General features: G+C 45.2%; 15 protein-coding genes. 6 read left to right on the top strand and 9 right to left on the bottom strand.

Annotated elements, in window-relative coordinates; genetic code table 11:
- Positions 1–567 precede the first annotated feature (567 nt).
- The 7 genes from cydB to QUB51_RS13665 all read right to left on the bottom strand — a co-directional run bounded on the left by cydB (position 568) and on the right by QUB51_RS13665 (position 8957).
- The gene (gene cydB / locus QUB51_RS13695; RefSeq protein ID WP_333056367.1) at positions 568–1581 is read right to left on the bottom strand and encodes a cytochrome d ubiquinol oxidase subunit II; all 1014 of its coding nucleotides are present in this window, start codon (positions 1579–1581) and stop codon (positions 568–570) included.
- Positions 1582–1589: 8 nt separating this feature from the next.
- Positions 1590–3032, bottom strand: a complete 1443-nt coding sequence (locus tag QUB51_RS13690; RefSeq protein WP_333056365.1) for a cytochrome ubiquinol oxidase subunit I — start codon at positions 3030–3032, stop codon at positions 1590–1592.
- A gap of 478 nt (positions 3033–3510) precedes the next feature.
- The gene (locus QUB51_RS13685) at positions 3511–3984 is read right to left on the bottom strand and encodes a hypothetical protein (protein WP_333261423.1); all 474 of its coding nucleotides are present in this window, start codon (positions 3982–3984) and stop codon (positions 3511–3513) included.
- On the bottom strand, positions 3959–5164 hold the full coding sequence (locus QUB51_RS13680) for an urease accessory protein UreH domain-containing protein (protein ID WP_333057333.1): 1206 nt from the start codon (positions 5162–5164) through the stop codon (positions 3959–3961). The genes QUB51_RS13685 and QUB51_RS13680 overlap by 26 nt, the downstream gene beginning before the upstream one ends.
- Before the next feature lie 310 nt (positions 5165–5474).
- Complete coding sequence (locus QUB51_RS13675) at positions 5475–6542, bottom strand: LOG family protein (RefSeq protein WP_333057334.1); 1068 nt, start codon at positions 6540–6542, stop codon at positions 5475–5477.
- Positions 6543–6731: 189 nt separating this feature from the next.
- Positions 6732–7055, bottom strand: coding sequence for a thioredoxin (gene trxA / locus QUB51_RS13670; protein WP_006631199.1), 324 nt, complete (start codon positions 7053–7055; stop codon positions 6732–6734).
- 738 nt (positions 7056–7793) lie between these two features.
- The gene (locus tag QUB51_RS13665) at positions 7794–8957 is read right to left on the bottom strand and encodes a GuaB3 family IMP dehydrogenase-related protein (protein WP_333057335.1); all 1164 of its coding nucleotides are present in this window, start codon (positions 8955–8957) and stop codon (positions 7794–7796) included.
- A 121-nt stretch (positions 8958–9078) separates the two neighbouring features.
- Between QUB51_RS13665 and QUB51_RS13660 the strand changes: the two genes are divergently transcribed.
- Together QUB51_RS13660 and QUB51_RS13655 are read left to right on the top strand one after the other, a co-directional pair.
- Positions 9079–9240, top strand: coding sequence for a hypothetical protein (locus QUB51_RS13660; protein ID WP_333057336.1), 162 nt, complete (start codon positions 9079–9081; stop codon positions 9238–9240).
- Positions 9241–9367: 127 nt separating this feature from the next.
- Positions 9368–9592 carry a hypothetical protein gene (locus QUB51_RS13655; RefSeq protein ID WP_333057337.1) on the top strand — a complete coding sequence of 75 codons (225 nt, stop codon included), beginning with the start codon at positions 9368–9370 and terminating at the stop codon, positions 9590–9592.
- A gap of 371 nt (positions 9593–9963) precedes the next feature.
- Here the strand turns inward: QUB51_RS13655 and QUB51_RS13650 are convergent, their stop codons facing one another.
- A complete protein-coding gene (locus QUB51_RS13650) occupies positions 9964–10281 on the bottom strand; it encodes a polysaccharide deacetylase family protein (protein ID WP_333233738.1) in 318 nt (105 codons plus the stop codon).
- Positions 10282–10816: 535 nt separating this feature from the next.
- Here QUB51_RS13650 and QUB51_RS13645 point away from each other — a divergent pair.
- Positions 10817–17317, top strand: a complete 6501-nt coding sequence (locus tag QUB51_RS13645; protein WP_333261426.1) for an AAA family ATPase — start codon at positions 10817–10819, stop codon at positions 17315–17317.
- A gap of 199 nt (positions 17318–17516) precedes the next feature.
- On the opposite strand, the gene QUB51_RS13640 is transcribed toward QUB51_RS13645, so the two are convergent.
- Positions 17517–18713, bottom strand: a complete 1197-nt coding sequence (locus tag QUB51_RS13640) for a response regulator (protein ID WP_333057340.1) — start codon at positions 18711–18713, stop codon at positions 17517–17519.
- 1135 nt (positions 18714–19848) lie between these two features.
- Here QUB51_RS13640 and QUB51_RS13635 point away from each other — a divergent pair.
- The 3 genes from QUB51_RS13635 to QUB51_RS13625 all read left to right on the top strand — a co-directional run.
- Positions 19849–22065, top strand: coding sequence for a transporter substrate-binding domain-containing protein (locus QUB51_RS13635; protein ID WP_333207842.1), 2217 nt, complete (start codon positions 19849–19851; stop codon positions 22063–22065).
- Between the two features lie 196 nt (positions 22066–22261).
- The gene (locus QUB51_RS13630; RefSeq protein WP_333207843.1) at positions 22262–23155 is read left to right on the top strand and encodes an RNA polymerase sigma factor; all 894 of its coding nucleotides are present in this window, start codon (positions 22262–22264) and stop codon (positions 23153–23155) included.
- Positions 23095–24346: tetratricopeptide repeat protein (locus QUB51_RS13625; RefSeq protein WP_333261429.1), on the top strand; the 1252-nt coding region annotated here is incomplete at its 3' end. The genes QUB51_RS13630 and QUB51_RS13625, both read left to right, overlap by 61 nt.

The raw sequence follows: 24346 nt of genomic DNA, 5'->3' as shown, positions 1-24346 counted from the left end.
TTGACAAAGATAGCGATCGCCAACTCTGCAGCCTCGGTAGGGACAGAATTAACTGTAATTTTTTCCCAATGTTTATCAACTATTCTTTTACCCAAAGCAATTTGGTCACAAGCATCCGGATTCATCCGTTTACCTGTAAAAAAAGCTCGCCATCCCGATCGCCACCCCCGGACTCATCCGTGCGAGCAATCTCAAATCTTAAATCTCAAATTTCCAATTTCAAATCGCATGACGTGCGATCGCTAATCCTAAATTAGTTCCTTTGCCTACTCCGCACTATTTGCGCTATGTTATGTATAGTATGGTTGTGTAAGGAATGAGAATTAAATAACTTCCACTCTTGAAAGTGGGATGGGCTCTTATAGCCCGTCCTTTTTGGACGGGCTATAAGAGCCCATCCCACAATAACAATTAAAATTGTAAGTTATTTAATTCGCGCTCCTAAGTTCTGATGGTATCAGAAAACAATAATTTGTATTTTTTAACCACAAATATACGCAGATAAACCCGGATATAAACTTGATACTATCTGCGTATATTTGCCTACATTTGCGGTTGTATTATGCTTTATTCCCCGTAGTGACCGCCGACAACCTTACCCCGAAAAACAACATAATTGTAGATGTTGTAAAAAATCATAATCGGGATCAGAAAGCCGATGAACACAATCATAAATACCAGGGCGCTGGGCGAAGCAGCGGCTTGGTAAATCGTGATTTTCGAGGGAATAATGTAGGGAAAAACAATCAATCCTAAGCCGATGAAAGTGAGCAAAAAAATTAGAATGGTCCAGATAAACGGCGTGCGTTCTTCTTTGCTGGCGAGACTTTTCAGCAACAGTCCTACCAACAGCACTCCCAGCAAAGGAATTGTGGCAAAAACATAAACTAGCGGTTTCTCAAACAACCTGGATCTAGCACTTTCGTAAAAAATCGGAGTGGCGATCGTAATTAAAATCGCTCCGATTAAAGTTGTCACCGCCGCAATTTTAGCCGTGCGATAGTGATTTGTTTGCAGTTCGCCCTCCGTTTTCATAATTAGATAGGTTGAACCGATCAAAACATAGCCTTGAATCAGCGTCAAAGCAACCAAGATCGATCGCCAATCCAGCCAATCCCAAGTAGAACCCACAAAATGACCGGCTTCATCAACCGCAATGCCTTCGAGCACAGCACCCAAGGCAAATCCTTGAGCTAAAGCTGCTAAAAAACTGCCCGCACCAAAGGCATAATTCCAGAATAATTTGCGATTAGAATGCTCGCGAAATTCAAAGGCTACAGCCCGAAATATCAAACCAAAAAGCATCATGCAAATTGGTATATACAGCGCTGTTAAAATCGTGCCGTAAGCGAGGGGAAATGCGCCAAACAGAGCGCCTCCCATCAACACCAGCCAAGTTTCGTTCGCATCCCAAACGTTGCCCAAACTCGTCATTAAAATGCCCCGGCGTTCCTCGTCGGAAGCGGTCAGAGACAGGATGCCTACTCCTAAGTCAAAACCGTCTAGCATGACATATAGCAGGAGAAACAAAGCCAAAACTACAAACCAAACTTGCGGGAGAAAATGCTCCAAAGCTTGCATAAAATCTCCTATTGTTGTGCTTCTAAGGGACGTTGATCGGGAATGTGTTCTGCGGGTTGAGTTTCGATGGCAGGTTCATTGTCTAATCCCGGTACCGGCAGAGTTAAATTAGGCCCTTGGCGGATAATTCGGCTGCCAAAATACAAGGCACAAACAAACAAAAAGCTGTAAACAACGGCAAAGAAACTAAGAGAAGTTAAAACATTGCTGGCGGGGATGTTTGACACCGCATCAGCAGTGCGAATTTGCCCGTATAAAGCCCAAGGTTGTCGGCCGACACAGCGCACAATCCAACCCGATTCTACAGCAATATATCCCAGGGGAGCAGCTAATACCCAAGCGCGCATCAGCCAAGGTTGACTGGCGATATTTTCAGCAGAAAGTTTGCCTCGCATCCACTGAATTATACTGAACAGCATCAGTCCTAAAAAGAAGAATCCAATCCCGGACATGATGCGGAAACAATAGTAGATTAAACCCACCATCCGGGGTCTATCTTCTGGCTTCCATTCCTTCAATCCGAGTACGGGTTCGGAGAGTTTTTGTTTGAATTCCAGAACGTATCCTAAGCCGTTGGGTACGCTAATTTCCCAGTCATTTTTTTGGGCTTTTTCATTAGGTAAAGCTAGCAAAGTCCAATCGGCTGACTCTCCCGCTGGTGAAGTTTCCCACTTAGCTTCGATTGCTGCTAATTTAGTTGGTTGGTAGTGATAAACTTGTTCGGCGCTCAAATGTCCGATGTATATCTGCAAAGGTGCAACGGCGATGGCGGTGGCTATGGCAATTTTTAAAGATTTGGAAAAAAAGGCTTGGTTGCGCTGATTGAGAATGTACCAAGCGCTAATTCCCCCAATGACAAACAGCGAAGTTTCTAACGTCGCAAAAAACATATGGAGAATGCTGTTTAATGCGAACGGGTTCAGAATTGCTTGAAAATAATCGCTGACAATAAACTTGCCATTGACCATTTCTCCGCCTGCTGGAGTTTGCAGCCAAGAGTTAGCGACTAAAATCCATACTGTGGATAGGTTAGCGCCGAAGGCTACCATGATTGTAGCGAAATAATGGACGATCGGGTGAACGCGCTCCCAACCAAACAGCATAATGCCTAAAAAGCCGGCTTCTAACATAAATGCCATTGAAGCTTCAAAGCCTAAAATGCTGCCAAAAAAGTCACCAACTGCTTCGGAAAATGGTGCCCAATTCGTGCCAAACTGAAATTCCATCGGAATGCCTGAAGCTACTCCAATACCGAAGTTGAGGACGTAGAGTTTAGACCAAAAACGAGCGTGATGGTAGTAGTCAGGATTGCGAGTTTTCAGCCACATTCCTTCAACAATTACCAGATAAATTCCCATTCCCGTAGTCAGAACTGGCCACAGCATATGGAATATGGCGGTTAGCGCAAATTGCATCCGTGATAGCGCCACGGTGTTAGATAAGATATCCATCGTTATATCCTTTGCTCAGTTCAAAAGAGGTTAGCTTGCACAAATTACATAATGGACACTGGTTATAATGTAGTGTAAAAATTTATGACATTTTGTAGAGTTGGCAACTTTTAAGGTTTTATACAGATTTCGGTTGTATTTTTTTTGTATGTTAAGATAGGTAGATTCTGCTTTGTCGTTGGGTGGGGGCGGGTTTATGAGATTGTGGGTTTTAGGCATTTATTTTCGGTGAACCCGCCCCTACAAGATTTATGTTCGGTGATGGAAATATTATCTTAGTTGGGTGGGGGCGGGTTTATGAGATTGTGGGTTTTAGGCATTTATTTTCGGTGAACCCGCCCCTACAAAATTTATGTTCGGTGAGGGAAAGATTATCTTAGTTGGGTGGGGGCGGGTTTATGAGATTGTGGGTTTTAGGCATTTATTGGCAGGTTTACCCGCCCCTACAAGATTGATGTTCGGTGAGGGAAAGATTATCTTAGCGAACCGTGACCGTATAACTCAGTTTAAAGGGTTTAAAATTAGCTTTGTTTTTGGCTGTTCCGCTCAATTCAAGTTCGTAAATCCCCGCCTTGGGAAACACGATATCTGCTCCCGGTATTCCTTGATATTTTTCCGCAGAGATGGCTTTTAAAGGCGGCTGCATCAGGGGTTTATCTCCTTCTTTGCGCTCTTTCGGATAAACTGCTAATTTGCAATTACACTGCTCTAGTGGGATAATTTGACCGCCCCTGCGAGTTAGGGCAAACCACACTTTCGCAGGCTGTCCGGCGCGGGGATTGTGGTTGGGTTCTAGGTGAAAGGTAGCTGCTACATCTCCCGATACTTCGACTTCGTGCGCTAAAACTGAAATTGAGTTTAACTGCTGATCACTGGGAATTTCTGCTTCAATTAGCAATCCCAAAAATACTAACAATCCTAAAGTTTTACTTTTGTTTGACAGGTGAAACATAGAAATTTTCTAGTGATAAAACTGACCAAAACAAGCGCGATCGCACAAACGTAACTAACACCGCAACCACCGCTAACACGGCTGTCAGCAGTTGATTGTGCAACTTCCATTCAAAACCGCCGAGATAGTGGGAACCGATGAGTGCCGCGTGTACAGCGCACAACAAGAAAGCTGGAACGCTTAACAGGTGAAGGATTCGCCACAGTTGGCCTAAATAGTTTTGAATACGATCGACACTTGTAACCGCGGCCGGCAACATCAACAGTAGCGCCGTCATCCCCGCCGCCATTCCCAACTGATGCTGCGGCAACATGAAGGACACAGCATCAAAATTCCATTTCAGCGTATGATCCAGCATATGAAACGTGTGGGCGACTGCGAGGACAAACGCGCCCACACCCAAGGCGCGGCGGTAGCGCAACAGTTGCGGCAAAAACTTGCTAACCGGACGCGCCAACAGTGCTAGCATCAAGCACAGCAGCGCTGCGTGGCCCGTAAAATCAACCATTTCATCGGTTCGCAGCAAGGTAAGAATCCCGATCGCCACCGTCACCCACCCACCCGCACGAAACAGTTGACTGCGCTTGTCCGCGCTCAATCTGCCAGCAAAAAAACTCACTCCCAGCATAGTTGGCAAGGTGCCGAGTCCAAAAGCCAGCATCGTCGCCGCACCCAAAACCGAATTTCCCGTTTCCGCCGCCTTAATCTGCGCCGCGTATAGGAAACCGCAGGGAATCAAACCCCAAAGCAAACCCAAAGCAATTGGCACCCACCATTTTTTTTGTGCCGAAAGCTTGCTCATTGCTTGTCCGACTCGATCGTGCGACATTGGGTGCAGCAGCGGCAATCTCGGCAGCAAGTTCGGTTTAATTTGCACTACTCCGAACCAAATCAGCATCGTGCCCGTGAGAAGTGCGATCGCCCGCCGAAATTCGCTGCCCGTACCTGCCAAAAGTCCGCCAGCAATTAACACCGAACCCACTCCGCCAATTGCTGCACCCACCAAAGCGTAAGCAGCAATTCTCCCCAAATTTAGCAGCAAATGAAAGCGGAAAGCAGCTAATTTATCGTTGCGGGAATTAGAAAGAGAAAACGCCATTGTCAGCGGGCCGCACATCCCCGCGCAGTGACCGAAACTGCCGAGAAATCCCAAAATTGCAATTAGCAGCAGGTCTAGCATTTTGAGTTAGTAGTCAATCGATTTTAGATTTTAGATTTTAGATTAAAGAATTGACTTGCGCGAGATAAATGCTCTTTCTTGAGGATTTTCGATTTTCGATTTTGGATTGATTCCACGGATAAATGCGGGGGTTTGTACAACCTTTGAAATTCGTGGTCAAATTTATCTCCATCAGAGGGGCGGGTTTATTTATCCCCTGAGTAAGTTAGAAATATTTCTCGTGAAACCCGCCCCAACAGACTAATGACTAATGACTAATGACTGTTGACTAATGACTGTTGACTAATGACTGTTGACTAATGACTAATGACTACTTTTTTTCTGGATGCGCCGCAGCCGGCGAAGCTGCACCCATTTGATTGATGGTAGCAATTAGCTGATAAAGCCGCCCTAAATCCCGCTGGTTGAAATGCAAAACTAGGCGCGGCAGATCGAAAGTTGCATCTCCTATTTCCGGTTCCAAAGCTTGAGTTTTTTCAATTTTTCCGGTGACGACAATATCGCTAAAATCAGTATTTAGCCGATCGACATTCTCCTCAGAAAGCTCTGTTTTCAAACGAATTACCAGTTTTTCGCGCACGTAGCGGCAGGAGTGATAAACCAGATAAAAACTACCGATCGCCTCGCAAGCGACATTTACATCGTCAGTAATCGTATACAGGCTGCGATCGTTGACTGAAATCAAGCCCCGGCCCCGCAATTGTTTTTGCACAAAATAATTCCAATCGTGCCAATAATCTCCTCCGGGTCGATCGATCAATACCAAAGGAGCCGGCCCGAACTTGCCAGTTTGAGTCAAAGTCAGACACTCAAAAGCCTCGTCCAGAGTGCCAAAACCGCCCGGAAACAGAGCCAAAGCATCGCTCTCCCGGAGAAAAAATAACTTACGAGTGAAAAAATATTTAAAATTGAGCAATTTGGGATCGCCGGCAATGAAAGGATTAGAACTCTGCTCAAAAGGTAACTGAATGTTCAGCCCAAAAGAACCTTCAGCAGTCGCCCCCTCGTTCCCCGCCTGCATAATTCCCCCGCCGCCGCCAGTAATCACCATAAAACCCTGCTGGGCCATCGCCCGCGCAAAGTCTCTGGCCATCAAATATTCCACAGATTGCGGTGACACCCTCGCCGAACCAAAAATCACAATTTTGCGAACGTGGCGGTAAGGATAAAACATCTCAAAAGCGTTCTCCATATCTCGGAGCGACGCCGCAATAATTTTCCAGTCTAGCCGATCGAGATCCTCTCCGGCCATTTGCACTATAGTAGAGAGCGATCGTTCGATCCACTCAGAGTGCTTCAACTTTGGCAAGCGATCGAGCAACTCCATCACTTCAGCTTGGAGAGACTCAAAACCTTGACCATACCCAGAAGGAATCATGAATTTTTCCGAAACGGTAACAAATTGTCGCGACTAAAAATTAAGGGGCAAGCCAAAGTTAGAAGCCAATAGCCACCAGCAAATTGCTCTGCTGGGTACTAATAACTTTTCCCGTAGCTTAGCCCCGGTTCTGAAGCGAGTTAGCTTTCGCGGCCCACAAAGAACAGCGCGAAACCCCTCGCAGTTCAGTTAAATGTACTTTTCCAGAGTGTTGGCCAGAGTAGTTTTCGGAACTGCCCCAACTACCATATCCACACGTTGACCGCCCTTAAATATCATCAGCGTCGGAATGCTGCGGATACCGTATTGGCTGGCGACGTTAGGATTCTCGTCGGTATTAACTTTTACTACCTTGACCTGCCCTTCATATTGCTGGGCAATTTCGTCTACGACGGGCGCCACCATCCGACAGGGCCCGCACCAGGGAGCCCAAAAATCCACTAGAACTGGAACTTCGCTATCGAGCACTTCCTGCTTAAAGGTAGAGTCGGTTACTTGCGCGGCTGCTGACATCCCTAGCCATCCTTGTAAATACTATTTCTCGGATAACAAGTCTAGCAAAAAGTGTAACCACTTGCGTCAATCGATTTTAGATTTTAGATTTTAGATTTTAGATTTTAGATTTTAGATTTTAGAATTGACCCCACGGATAAATACGTTCGGCAAGTTTCCTCGGATACAGGTTTTTTATTTCACCAGTCCTGAGTCTGCTTTCGGTCAACGATTTCAAGAGAAGGCTTCTGAACGAAGAAGGAAGAGGGAAGACGGTAGAAGGAAGAAGGCACAAGGTTTCTGAGGATCGCGAATTAAATAACTTACAATTTTAATTGTTATTGTGGGATGGGCTCTTATAGCCCGTCTTTTTTGGACGGGCTATAAGAGCCCATCCCACTTTCAAGACTGGAAGTTATTTAATTCTCATTCCTTAAGGAACAAGGCACTGATGTTTCCCAAGGCAGAATGCACTTATGTAGAAAAAAAATTCTCCCACCCCCAGACTCTCCCCCTCTCCCCCTCTCCGGAGGTAAAAGCCTCAGTTGTGTATCTAGTAAGCAAGAGCCAAGATTTCCGGCAAAAAAGGAACCGCCCGAACAGTAGTCCGGGCGGAGTGTGGTGTGAGGAGTGAACGGAAACATGCGTCTCCGCTTCTTCTATTGTGACATCTCCTTCTCGATAATTCCACAATATTCTGTAAATTTCGAGACTGTGGAACAAATTTTGTCAAGGTATGCTGGTATTCGATCGGTAAATCTACTTACCCATGCCCAACTGCTGAGCTTTTTGATAGACTTTACCCTCAGTCAGCAGAGAAGGAGCAATTACCACTTCCACCTGCTGCATCTCCTTAAGATCCTTAGCGCCCAAGGTGCCCATGCTAGTTTTCAGAGCTCCGAGCAAGTTGTGCGTACCGTCATCTAGTACCGCAGGCCCGCGCAAAATTTGCTCCACAGTACCCGTAGTCCCCACGCGAATCCGAGTGCCCCGCGGCAAAACCGGGCTGGGAGTCGCCATCCCCCAGTGAAAGCCGCGGCCAGGAGCTTCGGCGGCCCTGGCAAAGGGCGAACCAATCATCACTGCATCGGCACCGCAGGCAATGCACTTGCAGATATCGCCGCCGGTAATTAAACCGCCGTCAGCAATCACCGACACGTATTTGCCAGTTTCGCGATAGTAGTCGTCCCGCGCGGCGGCGCAGTCTGCTACCGCTGTGGCTTGGGGAACGCCGACACCCAATACGCCCCTAGATGTGCAAGCAGCCCCCGGCCCAATGCCCACGAGAATGCCCGCAGCGCCAGTTTTCATTAAATTCAGGGCGACTTCGTAGGTGACGCAGTTGCCCAAAATTACTGGGATCGGCATCTCTTGACAGAATTTAGTTAAGTCTAGAGGTGCGATCGCTTCAGGGGAAAGGAAAGCTGTCGAGACTACTGTTGCTTGCACAAAAAATATATCGGCTCCCGATTCAGCAACCGCCCGGCCGTATTTGCTCGCAGCAGCCGGTGTACCGCTGACGGCGGCAATCCCTCCTCCAGCTTTAATTTCTTTAATTCTCAGGTCAATTAATTCTGGCTTGATGGGTTCGGCATAGAGTTGCTGCATCAGGGAAACAAATTCGTGGTTCCCCACACTGGCGATGCGCTCTAATATTGGCTGGGGGTCGGCATAGCGGGTTTGAATTCCTTCTAGGTTGAGCACGCCCATTGCTCCCAATTCCGACAGCAAAATCGCCATGCGGACATCGACTACTCCATCCATGGCGCTGGCGATGATCGGGATTTCTCGATCGATCCCGCCAATCTGCCACTTGGTATCTGCCAAACTCGGATCGAGGGTGCGCTGTCCGGGTACAAGCGCAATTTCATCTATGCCGTAAGCTCGGCGAGCGCTTTTGCCCCGCCCAATTTCAATATTCACGCTGTTTCACTTCCACAATGTATTTAAATTAGACTAACAAAAAGTTAGCCCGCCCGAGTTTAGCTATCGCACGGCTGTCTTTAAAAAAGCTCGGCACTGATTCTGATTGTATTCTGATTATATGAAATCGAAGGGGATACTTTTCCTCAGCAACGGGCACGGGGAAGACGCGATTAACTGTCAAATTCTCAAAGCTTTGAGAGCATCTGGCGCGGATGTTGATGTTTCGGCGATGCCGGTTGTCGGTGACCACGAATTTCTTCATGTGGTACCCGCCACGTGATTTATCCGTGGAATCAATCCAAAATCGAAAATCCTCAAGCCCCCGCATTTATCTCGCGCAAGTCAATCTAAAATCTAAAATCTAAAATCTAAAATCGATTGACGGGGCTGCTTACAGCCGATCGACCGTGCCAATTATTGGGCCCACCAGTCAAATGCCGTCTGGGGGAGTTTTTTACATGAATCCCCTGTTTTTCCTCAAAGATATTGGGGCGGGGCTGATTGCTTTGACTTGGCAGCAATTGCAAGCTGTTTGGACGCATTCGCGCCGCTGCGATTTGGTGGTGGCCACGTGGCCACTGGGGATATTGTCGCCGGGGCGATCGCCCATGCCAGCAACTGCCCCTATATAATTTTTCTGTCGGCTCATTCTAGTTATTACGAGGGGCGAGTCGATTTGGGTTTAATCTTGTGGCAGTTGCTTTGCTCAGAGAAATGTCTGGCCGTTTTTACTAGAGATGCTTTGACTGCTGCTGACTTAAACCGACAGGGTTTAAAGAAAGCTCAGTTTGTCGGCAATCCTGTCATGGACAACCTCAATTCTACGGGCAAAGATTTGCAGTTAATTCCCGCAGTTCGGACGATCGCCCTTCTCCCCGGTTCTCGCCTCCTGGAAGCCACTAACAACCTCGTTTTGCTCCTGGAACTGGTTAAAGAAATTGCTAGTAACTCTACTGTACCGATGCAGTTTCGGGCAGCTTTAGTTCCGACTTTGATGCCTGAATTAGATGATATTGCGGCGCGATCCGCATGGCAAATGCGATTTGTGAGAGTAAGAATGGTTTGCCAACTCATCTCCCCTCGCGACAATCATTTTCACGATTTCTGGATGTTTCTCAATATTGCGGCCGATTTCAAAAAAAGTTGCTTTAACTTGATAGCGGTCTAAGATATCTAAAAGCTGATTTGTATAGGGAGGATATGGCCCGTCCTCGTAGGTGAGGGCAACAACTTTCACTTCGGGATCGGCGCGGTTGATGCCGAAATAATTGTGAAATTTAGTAACTTTGATTAACAGCGATACTGCGAAAAATAACGCCATAGTGAAAAGCCGAAACTTTGGTAAATTTTTACCGATTCGCATAGCTGCACGCACTCGATCGAGAAGGAAAGTGAATGGTTGTCAGATTACCACAATTGGGGAGCTGAATCCTTAAGCTATTTTATCATTAATTATTATCCGTTCCGAAATTTTTCAGTTGGGGCGATCGCACAGTACCTAGACGCTTCAAGTGCCAGTACACTTGTACGCTACATATAATATAGCAATCCTAAATGATTCAGATAAATTTGTAGGGGTAGTGCTACCCCTACCCCCCGTGCCTACCCCCTATCTATCGGGCAACCACGGGGAGTAGGGGTCGGATTGCCCCTACAATAATTATGCAAATGATTTAGGATTGCTATATAGCGTAAGTAAGTCCAGAGCAAAAAAGCAATAATAAAAGATCGGAAGTTATAAGGGGTGTAAGGCAAGGATTTATATTCGCAGCGAGTTTACTGCTGCTCTCACCCGCTCCTAGCCATGTTATATTTATTGGTATACTTATTTTTTTTAGGCAGCAATAATTCCCAACATGATTTCACTGCCAGATATCACAATAGTCAGCCAAATCTACGAAAGTGCGAATTCCCTCGTATACCGAGGCATCCTCAAATCAAATCAGCAACCTTTGATTTTGAAACTCCTCAAAGAGGATTATCCCACACCAGCCGAACTCTACCGCTATCAGCAGGAATACGAAATCACTCGCCTTCTCAACCTAGAGGAAACGATTAAAGCCTACGAACTGCGAAAATACGATAACACACAACTCATGTTGTTGGAAGATTTTGGAGGAGAGTCCTTAAAAATCCTGCTGGATAGCCGTCCCTTGGGATTACCAGAGTTTCTCCACCTAGCCATCCAAATCACAGATGCGTTAGGCAAAGTTCATCAAAAAAAGGTCATTCACAAAGATATCAATCCATCTAACATTGTCTTGAATCCTCAAACAGGACAAATAAAAATCATTGACTTTGGCTTATCTACCATCCTATGCCAAGAGAATCCCAGCCTCACAAGTCCTAATCTTCTAGAAGGGACATTGGCTTATATATCTCCTGAACAAACAGGCAGGATGAACCGCTCACTAGACTACCGCACCGACTTTTATTCTCTCGGCGTTACTTTCTATGAACTGCTAACCAACCAGTTGCCTTTTGAATCCGTCGATGCACTTGAATTAGTCCATTGCCATATTGCCCAACAACCGAATTCACCTCATAAAATAAATCCAAGCATCCCCTTGAGTTTATCAGAAATTGTCATGAAATTAATGGCAAAAAACGCAGAATATAGATATCAGAGTGCTTGGGGAATTAAGGCCGATTTAAAAACTTGTCTGGCTCAATTGATAAATGGTAAATTTCAATCTTTTTTATTGGGATACCAAGATATTTCTCCTAAATTGCAACTCCCTCAAAAACTGTACGGAAGAGAATCACAGATTGAGTCATTATTGAGTGCATTTGATCGTGTAGCGTCGGGACAAGAAAAACAAGTAGGGGCTGGTTTAGCAAATAATCTGAGTAACCCAACGACAACTCAGTCACAAAATCTCTCCGTACAAGGACAAACTGAACTCATGCTAATTTCTGGATACTCTGGTATTGGGAAATCAGCTTTAGTTCAGCAATTGTATAAGCTCATCACTCAAAAAAGCGGCTACTTTATTGCAGGTAAATTTGACCAGTTGCAGCGCGATATTCCCTATCAAGCTTTAGTTGCTGCCTTCCAAGAATTGGTGCGACAACTACTCACAGAAACTCAAGGGCAATTACAACAGTGGCGAGAAAAGATTCGACGGGCATTAGGAAGCAATGGACAAATTATTATTGATGTCATTCCCGAAGTTGAACTGATTATTGGCAAACAGAATCCCGTCCCCGAATTACCCGCAACAGAAGCACGAAATCGGTTTAATTTAGCTTTTCAAAAATTTATTCAAGTTTTTTGCCAAAAAGAACATCCTCTCGTCCTATTTCTAGACGATCTTCAGTGGACAGACAGCGCTACGTTGCAATTGATCCAGTTGATAATGACAGATTTTACTACTCAATATCTGTTTGTAATCGGAGCTTATCGAGATAACGAAGTCACTGCAACTCATCCTGCAATGCTGACTTTATCTGAAATGAAAAAGCAGGGAGTAGTAATTAATCATCTCTCCCTTTCACCCTTAAATTTAAACCAGGTTAATGAATTCATTGCGGATACGCTGAAAACCGAGTGGGTTCCTACGCAAAGATTAGCCGAGTTGGTTTGGCAAAAAACACAAGGTAATCCTTTTTTTATTAAAGAGTTTTTCAAGTCACTTTATACAGAGCAATTGCTGACTTTTGATTTGAATGCTGGGGCTTGGCATTGGGATTTAGAGCAAATTATAACTAGGAATATTACTGATAACGTTGTTGAGTTCATGGCAGAGCAAATTCAAACCTTATCAGAATCTGCACAAAAAATTTTACGATTAGCCGCTTGCATTGGCAACCAATTTGATTTACTAACTCTTTCAATAATTAATGAAACTTCTCCAAAACAAACGGCTGATGAATTATGGAATGCCATTCAAGCAGGATTGATTTTACCCGTTGGGGATGATTACAAATTTCTGAAAACAAACAGAGAGGCGAATGACTTAAAAATTATTTATAAATTTGCTCACGATCGCATTCAGCAAGCCACCTATTCCCTAATTCCCCCTGACGACAAGCAAGCGGTTCACTGGAAAGTCGGGCAACTGTTGTTAGAAAATACCCCACCACAGGTACTCCAACAAAAGATTTTTGATATTGTCAATCAACTCAACTTCGGTATTGAAGCAATTGACATCGAGTTAGAAAAAGATAAACTTGCTCAATTAAATCTGATTGCTGGCAAAAAAGCGAAGGCATCAGCAGCTTGGAAACCCGCCTGGAATTACTTAATAATTGGTATAAATTGCTTGAGTGCAGATAGTTGGCTTTGTCAGTATGACCTAACTCTGGCACTGTATGTGGAAACAGTAGAAGCTGCTATCTTGAGTGGCCACGTTCAGGACATGGAAAAATTGGCTGACCTAGTGCTTCAACAAGCTACTTCATTGCTGGACAAAGTGAAAGTCTATGAAGTCAAGATTCAAGCCTATACAGCACAAAACAAACCGTTAGAAGCGATAGATACGGCACTTTCAGTATTAAAGTTGTTGGGTATCCGTTTTCCCAAAAAACCAACAAAATTAAATATTTTATTTGAACTGATGAAGACAAAGTTAAGTTTAGTAGGGAAGCCAGTTGAAAAATTAATCGACCTACCAGTGATGACTAATCCTGATAAACTGGCAGCAATGCGTATCCTATCAAGTATACTTTCGGCGGCCCATTTAGCCCGACCTGAATTGCTACCGTTAATTGCGTTTAAACAGGTCAATTTATCAATCAAATACGGAAATACTTCTGTGTCTTCTTGTGCCTATGCTACTTACGGACTAATTCTGTCTGGGGAAACCGTAGGAGACATTGAGACTGGTTATCAATTTGGGAAACTTGCTATCTTGCTCCTCGATAAGTTTAATACTAAAGAACTTACAGCCCGCACCATATTTATTGTTAATTACTTTGTCAAACATTGGAAAGAGCATCTTAGGGAAACTTTAAACCCTTTGCAGAATGCTTACTCGATCGCCCTAGAGACTGGAGACTTAGAATATGCAGCTTATTCAGTTTGTGTATACTGCTATCATTCCTATGTATTGGGGAAGGAATTGGCAACAGTCGAGGCAGAGATGGCAATGTACAGTAATACCCTCAGCCAACTGAAGCAAGAAACATCATATTACTATAACCAACTAAATCGACAGGTTTTATTGAATTTGATGGGACAGGCTGAAGATAAATGCCGTTTAATCGGTGAAAGCTATGACGAAACAAAAATGTTACCCCTGCATCGAGAGGCGAATGCTCAAAATCTTTGTCGCTCGGTCTATTTTTACAAGCTATTTCTCTGCTATCTTTTTCAAGACTATCAGCAAGCTATAGAAAATGCTAAATCAGCAGAAAAATATAGCGATAGCGCTGTAGGTACTATTCCTCTCTACCATTTCTACAATTCTTTAGTTTATCTGGCTATCTATTCTGACGCACCAAAATCCGAGCAAAAACTCATCCTCCAGAAGGTGGAAGTCAATCAGAAAAACATCAAGAAATGGGCGGACTTTGCTCCGATGACTCACCTCCATAAATTCTATCTAGTGGAGGCAGAGCGATATCGAGTTTTGGGGGAAAATGCTAGGGCGATCGACTACTACGATCGCGCCATTGCCTTAGCGAAAGAACATGAGTACCTCAACGAAGAGGCTTTGGCTAATGAACTGGCTGCCAAATTCTACCTCGCTTGGGGAAAAGAGCAAGTTGCCCGAGCCTATATGACAAATGCTTACTACTGTTATTTACGTTGGGGTGCAACAGCTAAAATGACTGATTTGAAACAACAGTATCCAGAACTTTTAAAGCGTTTTACGAAAGCCAATTTTTCGGATAAATCTCGCAACATCCTGTCTGATACATCTAACAGCATTTCAGGTGAAACGCTGGATTTGGCAGCATTGATGAAAGCATCTGGGGCAATTGCCAGTGAAATTGAGCTAGATAAACTCCTCACCACTTTGATGAAAATCCTGCTGGAAAGCTGCGGTGCACAAACTGGCTATCTAATTTTAGAGTCTCAAGGACAACTGCGAGTCGAAGCTTCAGGTGAGGCTAACTCAGATCGGGTGATGGTTTTGCAATCGACTCCTATAGAAACCTGTTTGCCTTTGTCGATTATTCACTATGTTGAAAGGACTCAGGAAGGATTGATTGAAACCAATGTTTCCCGTGAAGGCAGATTTACCCAAGATGCTTATATCAAAACACAGCAGCCCAAGTCTATCCTGTGCGCCCCTCTGATCAATCAAGGGCAATTAATTGGAATTGTTTACTTGGAAAATAATTTAGCAGATGGGGTTTTTACACCCGATCGCCTAGAACTAATTAAACTGCTGTCAAGTCAAGCGGCGATCGCCCTTACCAACGCTAGACTCTATACTCAGGTACAATCTACCCAAAATCGCCTGAATAAATTCCTCAATGCTATACCTCTAGGCATCTCCGTTCACGACGCCAAAGGACAACTGGTTTACGCCAATCCAGTTTCACAGCAGTTACTGAATATTCAAGATTTACCAAAAGCCGAAATCGAGCAACTCTCAAAAACCTATCACATTTATCGGGCAGGGACAGGGGAGATATATCCAGTCGAACAGTTGCCCCTGGTGCGATCGCTTGGCGGTGAAAAAGCTCAGGCGGATGACTTGGAACTCCACCACAGCGACGGGAGCATTTTTGTAGAAGCAACGAGTACGCCAATTTTCAATGAGACGGGTAATGTAGAGTACGCGATCGCAGCTTTTCAAGATATTAGCGATCGCAAGCAGGCACAAAAAACGCTGATCGAAAATGTCCGCTTAGAACAGGAAATTAGTGAGCGCAAAAAAGTTGAAGCAGAACTCGAACGAGCCAAAGAAGCAGCCGTTGCCGCCAACCTCGCCAAAAGCATTTTCCTTGCCAACATGAGCCACGAATTGCGAACTCCCATGAATGCCATTCTGGGTTTTTCGCAACTGATGAATCAGGATACCAATCTGTTAACTGAACAAAAAGAGAACCTTAACATCATTCAGCGCAGTGGAGAGCATTTATTATCTCTAATTAATCAGGTGCTTGACCTTTCTAAAGTTGAAGCTGGACGCATGACGGTATCTAAAAACAATTTGAACCTTCATCATTTTTTAGCTGAAATTGAGGATATGTTTGCCTTAAAAGCCATCGCTCAAAGCTTAGACTTACGATTTGAATGTGCTGCCGATGTTCCTAAATATATCTACGCTGATGAAATTAAGTTGCGGCAAGTGCTGATTAATTTAATCAGTAATGCCGTTAAGTTTACCGCTTTTGGAAGTGTGTATTTAAAAGTAAAAAACAAACAGGTAAAAACCCCAATAGAAGCCGAAACTAAAACAACCAACAACCCACAATCAACAACCATTACCTTTGAAGTAAAAGATACGGGAATTGGCATTGCAGTAGAGGAAATGGAGAATCTATTCAAACCCTTCGTGCAAACAGCATCCGGTCAAAAAGTGCAGCAAGGAACCGGATTAGGACTGACGATTAGCCGTCAATTTGTCCGCTTGATGGGAGGTGAAATAACAGTCATTAGTCACGGTAAAGCTTTCACCCCTGGAATGCCTCTCAAGGAATTTTTAGAAGACACAACGGGTACAACATTTAAATTTGACATTCCTGTGGGCATCGCTGATGCCAGCACAATTCAAAATCAACCCCAAAGTCGTCGCGTCGTTGCGCTAGCGCCTAACCAACCCCAATATCGCATCCTCGTGGTGGACGATCGAGATTACAATCGGCAACTGTTAGTTAAACTCCTCAAACCTGTTGGTTTTGAAGTGCAAGAAGCGAGTAACGGTATTGAAGCGCTTGCAATTTGGGATTCCTACTCACCTCATCTGATCTGGATGGACATGAGAATGCCCGTTATGGATGGTTATGAAGCCACGAAACGCATTAAAGGCACTATCAAAGGTCAAGCTACTGCTGTTATTGCTATTACTGCTAGCGTGTGGGAAGAAGAAAAGGCAGTTATTTTATCGGCTGGTTGTGATGATTTTGTGCGAAAACCGTTCCACACAGAGGCCATCTTTGACATCATGACTAAACATTTGGGCGTCCTTTATATTTATCAGGAGCAAGAGCTACCATCTCCCCCTTCTAATGTGACTGGAGAATCGTTAAATTTCACGGATTTATTAGCAGCGATGTCAAAAGAATGGATAGTAAAATTATATGAAGCAGCTATGGACGCTGATGCGGAATTAGTTTGTCAACTCCTTGAGGAGATTCCTGAATCTCACGCTTTCGAGCTTCAAACTCTCAGAAATTGGGTGACGAGGTTTCAGTTTGAGAAGATTCTCGATTTAACTGAATCCTTGGTTGGTGAATGATGATATTTTTAGGAATTACACACGGGTGGTCAGAAACCGGGTTTTTTTACGATAATACTTGGTTAAAGTCCCTAGATTCGCTAAAAAACCCGGTTTCTAGGCGTCGGAGTGCGTAAATCCTGACGAAAAGACGCGTTGCAGCCCGTTGATTCGCTAAAAAACCCGGTTTCTGGGTAAGATTGCGTAAGCCCCGTTTATGCTATTTGATAGCACGGGGTTGGTTCTGTTCCATCATTGACTTTAATGCCGACAGTTTTAAGTCTGTAAGGTCGCGGATGGTAATTGAGCAACCGTCTCCCAATTTAACAGCAGTGAAATAATAGCATTTGCCCAGGTAATCACTTTCTAGATGAACCTCTCCTTCAAGCGATTCTCCAGTCTCAACAACTTCTACTAATAAATCAAAGACTCCGGGACTTAATTGATTAAACAGTTTTTTGAGCACGGGTTCCCCCGCGAGTTCTGTTCGTTTTTTCCCTAAGAGTCTGGCAAAGACAGGGTTAACTACCAAGCAGCGAAAATCTTCAATTTCTCCAGCGATATCTCCCCTCACCGCCTGCACTGCGGCTATTCCATCCAGAGATGAATTTAGCAAATTTGCCAGCAGGCTGCGAGATTGGTAGGCAATTTCTGCGGTTTGCTGGTGTCGCTCGATTGCTTCTTTAAGCTGGCGTTTTTGCTGCTGGATAGTGACCTGAGTATCGAGGCGAACTAGCACTTCTTCCGGCTCAAAAGGTTTAGAGATATAGTCAACTCCTCCTACCTTAAAAGCTTTGACTTTATCAAATACTTGGTCAAGTGCGCTTAAGAAAATAATCGGAATTTCTGAGGTTTTTTCATCGGATTTGAGGGCTTCGCAGACTTGATAGCCGTCTATATCTGGCATTTTAATATCCAGCAATATAGCATCGGGGGGATGATTGCGAACTGTTCTCAAGGCCATCGCACCATTGGTTACGCAGCGAACTTTATACCCATTTTTAGTGAGAATTTCTGTTAGAAAACGCAGATTTTCTGGGAGGTCATCAACAATTAAGATGTTACCTTTGGGAGTTTCTAATTGATTGATGTCACTTGTTTCAGCCGCAGCCATCGCCATAAGTTTGCCTTCGCCTTTGGCATCGGCGAACTCACTTGTGGTGTTTTGCTTCTCTAGCAGAGAGCGAAAGTTATTCTTCGTAACTTTTTCTCCCATTACGTCTGAAAGCCGGTGCCACAGGATGGCTGCTAAATCTTTGATATGTCCTATGCTGAGGTACAAGCTGTCAGCAACAGCACTATAAGTTGCGTTTTTCCAAGCAGCTTTTAAGATTTCCTGCTCAAGAAAATTTAACGGTTTACTGGTTTTGGACTCTAAGGCTGATTCTAGAAATTCTAGGGCTTCTTCAAAAGTCATATACAAATCAATCTCATCGGGTAAGGTTTTTCAGTTTTGCACCCTAGCTTTGAGTTATACACCGTAGTAAGTCGGTGGAGAAATTCCTAATAGTGATTATGACAGACTTATTGACACTTACGCTCCTGGACGATCGCCCCCGATCCTCATTTTACCTTGTCGAAGCAAAAGTAGCGATCGCGCCCCCCTAATTCTTTGTGATGGCGATCGGCTTAAACCCTTGTCACTACAAGGCTTTTAAGTTGCTTGCCACCCCCTCGACGCCTACGACATCGACTCTTTGAAATATATAAAGCTGTTAACAAATCTGAAAAACGGGTTCATTTTTCATAAATCTGAGTTCGCTACCTAGCGGAGAACCGTATAACTCACTACCAAGGCTTGTATTTATCCAAAAGACAAGCCTTAATTAGTTTTTATATGGTTAGATAAAAACATCCGCCGATTAGCGCCGACAATTCCATTAATTTTCAGTATTATCACTGATGTATTTTAGCGCGTGATAGTGTACCCCTCACTCAGAAATATGCCCATTAGGCAAAGATCCGACTTTTCCGACTTTATGATCCGACTTTTCCGACTTGCTTTATGCCTATATTCCCAACATACTATTAATAGCATCTACCAAAAGACAGATAACAGTGCCAGTCATGCTGTCGATCTGCTCCATCTAAAGATAGATAGTAAAACCAGGGCGTCCGACTTTTCCGACTTTACGATCCGACTTTTCCGACTGACAGGGGTAGGGGAGGGGAGCGATGATAGAGATATGGAAAGGATACAGCCTCAAGAAAAAGCATTGCATCATTTTGGGATGAATCTTGTAGGGTCGATCGAAGATCCCGCCGGAAAAATAAGGGTTTTCAGCTTTGATAAAATTCAAAACCATCCCGCAAATATGCAACGCTCTTTTTGAAAAATGCTGAAAGATATGGAAGAAAGTGGGTGCACTTAGCTGTTTTCCAAGTCAAAGCGATCGCTCGGTTAACACAACAGCAATAGCATAATTCACCTATTGCTTAACAAAACCATCCAACAATAGCAACGTGCCGAAATAGGCTGCGGTTGGAGCAGAAATAAGAATTGATCGGAACCCCTGTTAATTGAACACACAAATTATCTAATTACCAGGATTATGACCATCCTTAACTACAACGAAACTACCTACCTGCAAGAAAATCCCGACGTGGCACAAGCCGTAGCTTCAGGCATTATTCCCAACGGCTTCGAGCATTGGGTAAAGTTTGGTTTTATTGAAAAAAGAAACCCACAAATTTCCTTCAACGAGCAATTTTATCTAGATGCTAACCCCCAGGTAGCAGCAGCAGTGGCCAACGGTAGTTTCTCAAGCGGATTTGAACATTATGCGCGGTTTGGAGCGGCTGAAGGTCGATCGCCCGTTGCCAGTACCACACCCACAGGATCTCAACTTCAAGAAATCTTAAAGCGCGGGTTTGTGCGGGTTGCAGTTAACGAGGATGCGATCGGATTTAGCAACCGGGAAGCCGACGGTTCTTTTAGTGGGATTGGCATTGATTTTAGTCGCGCCATTGCCACTGCTTTGTTTGGGAACCCGAATGCAGTAGAATTCGCAGTCGTCAAAGCCGGTGAAGACTTTAATAGTGTTGCCAGTGGCGCAGTGGATATCGCCGCCACTTTGCCCACTCAATCTGTGCTCCGCGATGCCAGTTTAGGAGTAGATTATTCGCCTACCGTTTTCTTCGACACTCAAGCGGTATTGGTGCGTGGTAATAGTGGAATTAGTTCTGTTAACCAGTTATCAGGAACAACCATCGGCGTATTAGCAGGAACGCGCTCTGGGCAAAATTTAATAGATGCCGCTCAACGTGCCGGAATCGCCCTCAACATCCAAACTTTCCCCTCACAAGATGCTCTGTTTGGCGCTTACGATGCGGGACAAATCGGTGCAGTTTCGATTAATCGCGGGGTGCTGAGCAATCGCATTCCCACCTTATCCAATCCGGGAAATCAAGTCATCCTGGATGAAGCCATTTCCAAAGAGCCTTTAGCACTCATCGTGCCGGAAAATCAGTCTGAATGGGCTGATGTGGTGCGGTGGGCGGTCAACGCTCCCATCCAAGCCGAATTCTTTGGCATTAACTCCCAGAATGTGAATGAATTTCTTGATGGAAATTCCGCCAGTAAGCGCTTTTTAGGCGTGGAAGGGAATTTAGGAGAATCTTTGGGACTCAAAAATGATTTTGCCTTGAAAGTTATCCAACAAATTGGTAATTACGAAGAGATTTACAATCGCAATTTCAATCCCGAAGTGCTGCCGCGCCAGCTCAATGAACTAATGTTTGTCGAGCCTGGGGGACTGCTCTATTATCCACCCTTTTCGGGGACTGACGAATTAAGTGTACCCTTAGTAAATAACGACAACCGCAACGTTTTAGAGGAAGTTTTAGACCGGGGTTTCGTGCGCGTTGGGGTGAGAAATGATGCACCTGGACTGGGTTTTGCTGACCCCAACGGCAATTTAACCGGATTTGATGTGGATTTGGGTCGGGGACTAGCAGCTTCCCTATTTGGCGACCCCAACGCAGTGGAATTCGTAATTCAGAAAACGGGGGCTCAGCGCTTCAGCGATGTCGCCAATGGCATCGTTGATGTAACTAGCCGCAATGCCACCCACAACCTCAAGCGGGATGCTTTGCTGGGGGTAGATTTTGCCCCCATTAATACTTACGATGCTCAATTTGTAGTAACACCAACCGCCAGCGGAATTACCTCTTTTGAACAGCTTGCAGGTCGCCGAATTGGCGTGAGTGCAAATACCACTTCTGAGGCAACTCTGCGAGAAAAACTGAGTGCTTCGGGTATTAATGCGGAAATCGTAGCCTTAGATAGCTTCCAGACCCTATTTGATAGTTATATCAAGGGCGAATTGGATGCGCTCACCGGCGATGGAGGTCTGATTATCTCTCGTCTTCTCACCTTACCCCCAGAGCAGCGAGACCAGCATCAGCCCTTTCCAGAAGTCTTGGGAGAGGAGCCTTTAGCAATGGTGGTGGACGAGAATCAATCCCAGTGGAAGGATGTGGTTTCTGGCGTTACTTATTCTCTTTATGAAGCGTTAGAACTGGGTTTAACTTCAGAAAATGTGCGCCAGGAAATCAATAGCTCAGATCCAGTTGTTCGCCGCTTTTTGGGAGTGGAAGGAAATGTGGGTGAAAGTCTGGGTTTGTCGAATAATTTTGCTTTGAATGCGATTTCCGCAGTGGGGAACTATAGCGAAATGACCGCTCGCAACTTCCCGGGTATTCCTGTTAGCCCTTTGCAAGCGCCTTATACCGAGGGCGGTGTCTTGTTCTCGGTTCCTTTTGCTTGATTGGCTTGAATCGGGGTGATTCATGAATCACCCTGACAACAATAAACCTTGAATATTGGCTAAGGACACTGAATCCAATCTTTAGCCGGATAAATACTCAGACTAGACTCAGCTAGATGTTTGCGGGATTGGGGTGCAACGAAAAAAGTAACAGAAAAATGTTCCTTCACATCTATCTTTCACCACCTTTAAAATCATGTCAAATTCTCAATCACTTATTGCAACAGACATTCGGTATTGTCCTGAAGATATAGAGAAAGCATTTTGGCAGCTATGGCAGCAGAATCGAGATTATCTTTACCGTTGCTGTGTCAAGTGGATGGGAGGGAATCCTACTGATGCCGAAGAGGTGCTCAGTCGCGCCATGCTCAAAGCTTGGGATAAGTTACCAGACTATGCCGAAAAAATCACCAACCTCCGAGCTTGGCTACTTTGCTTAACCCATAATCTCTGTATAGATATACACCGAGAACGTCGCCGGAAAGCAATGCAAATGGAGGATATTGAAGAAGTAGCTGCTACAGGAAGCTCAGCATTTATTTCTGGTTTGAACTCTCCTGAAGAAGCACTTCTACATCATGAGTTGGGACAGTACATTCGCCGCGCTATTGATACTCTTCCTTCTCGATTACGCAATCCGTTTATTCTGCGTTACTGCCACCAGATTGCCTATCAAGATATTGCCCAAAAACTTGCTCTCTCGCTCAATAACGTTTACAAGCGCATTCAACAGGCACGAGAAATTCTGCAAAAGCGTTTGAGCAGGTATTTGTCAGGGTTGGATGATGGTTTGTTAGATTCCTCCGAGTCGTCTCAAAAGGGGGACGTTGCCTCGATCGGGGATGATTTTGCTGTAGGGGTAGTGCCCCCGTGCCTACCGCGTCAAGATGGTGGGGCGATTCCCTACGGGATAGCTTCGCTTGACGCAGGGGAATTGCCCCTACAATCCGATGAAACGATCGCATCCGACTCGATCGCCCCCATCCCTCAGAACATTGGCGAGACAATTAATTATCAGGTAACAGCAATATGTCTAGAAACACTGCACTCCGGGTGGTATCCCTCACTCAGTCCTCTGGGGTGGAGTTGAATGCTTACCTAGTTTTAGACGAAAAGCCAGCCCGAATTGACCAGAAGCTGAAAACATTAAGTGAGTACGTGCAGCAGTATCCTTCGGGATGGAAGAAACGGTTGGAATTGGCGAATCTGCTGTATGCAATGGGTCGTATTGAGCAGGCGGTTGAGGAGTATCGCCAAGTAATCGATCGGCAGCAACCATTGATTGGCGTGCGGTTGCAATTGGGGAAACTCTTGCAGCTTATGGGACGAGAGGTTGAGGCAGTAGCGGTTTATGAAAGTGCCTCGGCCAATGCACGCAATGAGGCGACTCGGCAGCATATCAGCGGATCGATCGCACTCTGTAGAAATGACACTCAAGCCGCGATACTCGCTTTTGAGTCGGCGGCAACCCTTGAACCAGATAATGCGGCTCACTGGCTGGCCTTGGGGCAGGTGCAAAGGGGGAGAGGGGATGCGGTTGCAGCTTTGCGAGCCTTTGATACGGTTTTGTCCCTTCAGCCAGATGATGTTGTAGCGCTGATTGACAGCTATGACGCGAGTCATGCGGTGGGGAATGTGCGCCAAGCGCAGCGGCGGTTGAGCAAAGCGCTAGAGGTGGCTCCGGGTGATTTCCGAGCGCTCAAACGACTGGCGGATACTCGTTGCCGGATGAGATTGGTATCGGGTGAGGAAGGCAAACAGACTAAAAAAATAATTAGTTCTTTGCTGCAACAGGCTCCTGATGCGGCGGATGCCCGCGAGTTGCTGGCATATTATCACCTTTTCCGAGGGGAGTCGGCTAACGGGGTTGCGGTGTTGGAAGGGTTTACTGAGGAACACCCGAATCATCCTAGGGGTTGGTATTCCTATGGGCGGTGCTTGTTCCATACGGGGGAATATCAGAAAGCGGCTGAGGCGATGCTGAAGGCTTATCGTCTCTATTCCCAGGATTGTGAAATTTATCGGGCGTTGTGCGAGATTTTGCCTGCTGCGGGGATGACTTCTTCCCCAGATCCTCTCGATCCCCCCCAGCCCCCCTTAAAAAGGGGGGAGCTAGAGCAGGCAAAGTCTTCTAATTGCAAGGGGGGAACTCCTCTGGAAGTCCCCCTTTTTAAGGGGGATTTAGGGGGATCTAACCGTCGTCTCCCAGATCCTCTCGATCCCCCCCAGCCCCCCTTAAAAAGGGGGGAGCTAGAGCAGGCAAAGTCTTCTAATTGCAAGG

Origin of the sequence: Microcoleus sp. AT8-A3, from assembly GCF_036705675.1 — a bacterium.
Lineage (GTDB): Bacteria > Cyanobacteriota > Cyanobacteriia > Cyanobacteriales > Microcoleaceae > Microcoleus.
Note: the sequence above shows the minus strand (reverse complement) of the source record. Positions and strands in the feature narration are given on the sequence as shown.

What these genes read in the sequence shown, in the direction of transcription:
- cydB (WP_333056367.1), bottom strand. Translation starts at nt 1,581, where the DNA reads ATGCAAGCTTTGGAGCATTTTCTCCCGCAAGTTTGGTTTGTAGTTTTG.
- QUB51_RS13690 (WP_333056365.1), bottom strand. Translation starts at nt 3,032, where the DNA reads ATGGATATCTTATCTAACACCGTGGCGCTATCACGGATGCAATTTGCG.
- QUB51_RS13685 (WP_333261423.1), bottom strand. Translation starts at nt 3,984, where the DNA reads ATGTTTCACCTGTCAAACAAAAGTAAAACTTTAGGATTGTTAGTATTT.
- QUB51_RS13680 (WP_333057333.1), bottom strand. Translation starts at nt 5,164, where the DNA reads ATGCTAGACCTGCTGCTAATTGCAATTTTGGGATTTCTCGGCAGTTTC.
- QUB51_RS13675 (WP_333057334.1), bottom strand. Translation starts at nt 6,542, where the DNA reads ATGATTCCTTCTGGGTATGGTCAAGGTTTTGAGTCTCTCCAAGCTGAA.
- trxA (WP_006631199.1), bottom strand. Translation starts at nt 7,055, where the DNA reads ATGTCAGCAGCCGCGCAAGTAACCGACTCTACCTTTAAGCAGGAAGTG.
- QUB51_RS13660 (WP_333057336.1), top strand. Translation starts at nt 9,079, where the DNA reads ATGAAATCGAAGGGGATACTTTTCCTCAGCAACGGGCACGGGGAAGAC.
- QUB51_RS13650 (WP_333233738.1), bottom strand. Translation starts at nt 10,281, where the DNA reads ATGGCGTTATTTTTCGCAGTATCGCTGTTAATCAAAGTTACTAAATTT.
- QUB51_RS13645 (WP_333261426.1), top strand. Translation starts at nt 10,817, where the DNA reads ATGATTTCACTGCCAGATATCACAATAGTCAGCCAAATCTACGAAAGT.
- QUB51_RS13640 (WP_333057340.1), bottom strand. Translation starts at nt 18,713, where the DNA reads ATGACTTTTGAAGAAGCCCTAGAATTTCTAGAATCAGCCTTAGAGTCC.
- QUB51_RS13635 (WP_333207842.1), top strand. Translation starts at nt 19,849, where the DNA reads ATGACCATCCTTAACTACAACGAAACTACCTACCTGCAAGAAAATCCC.
- QUB51_RS13630 (WP_333207843.1), top strand. Translation starts at nt 22,262, where the DNA reads ATGTCAAATTCTCAATCACTTATTGCAACAGACATTCGGTATTGTCCT.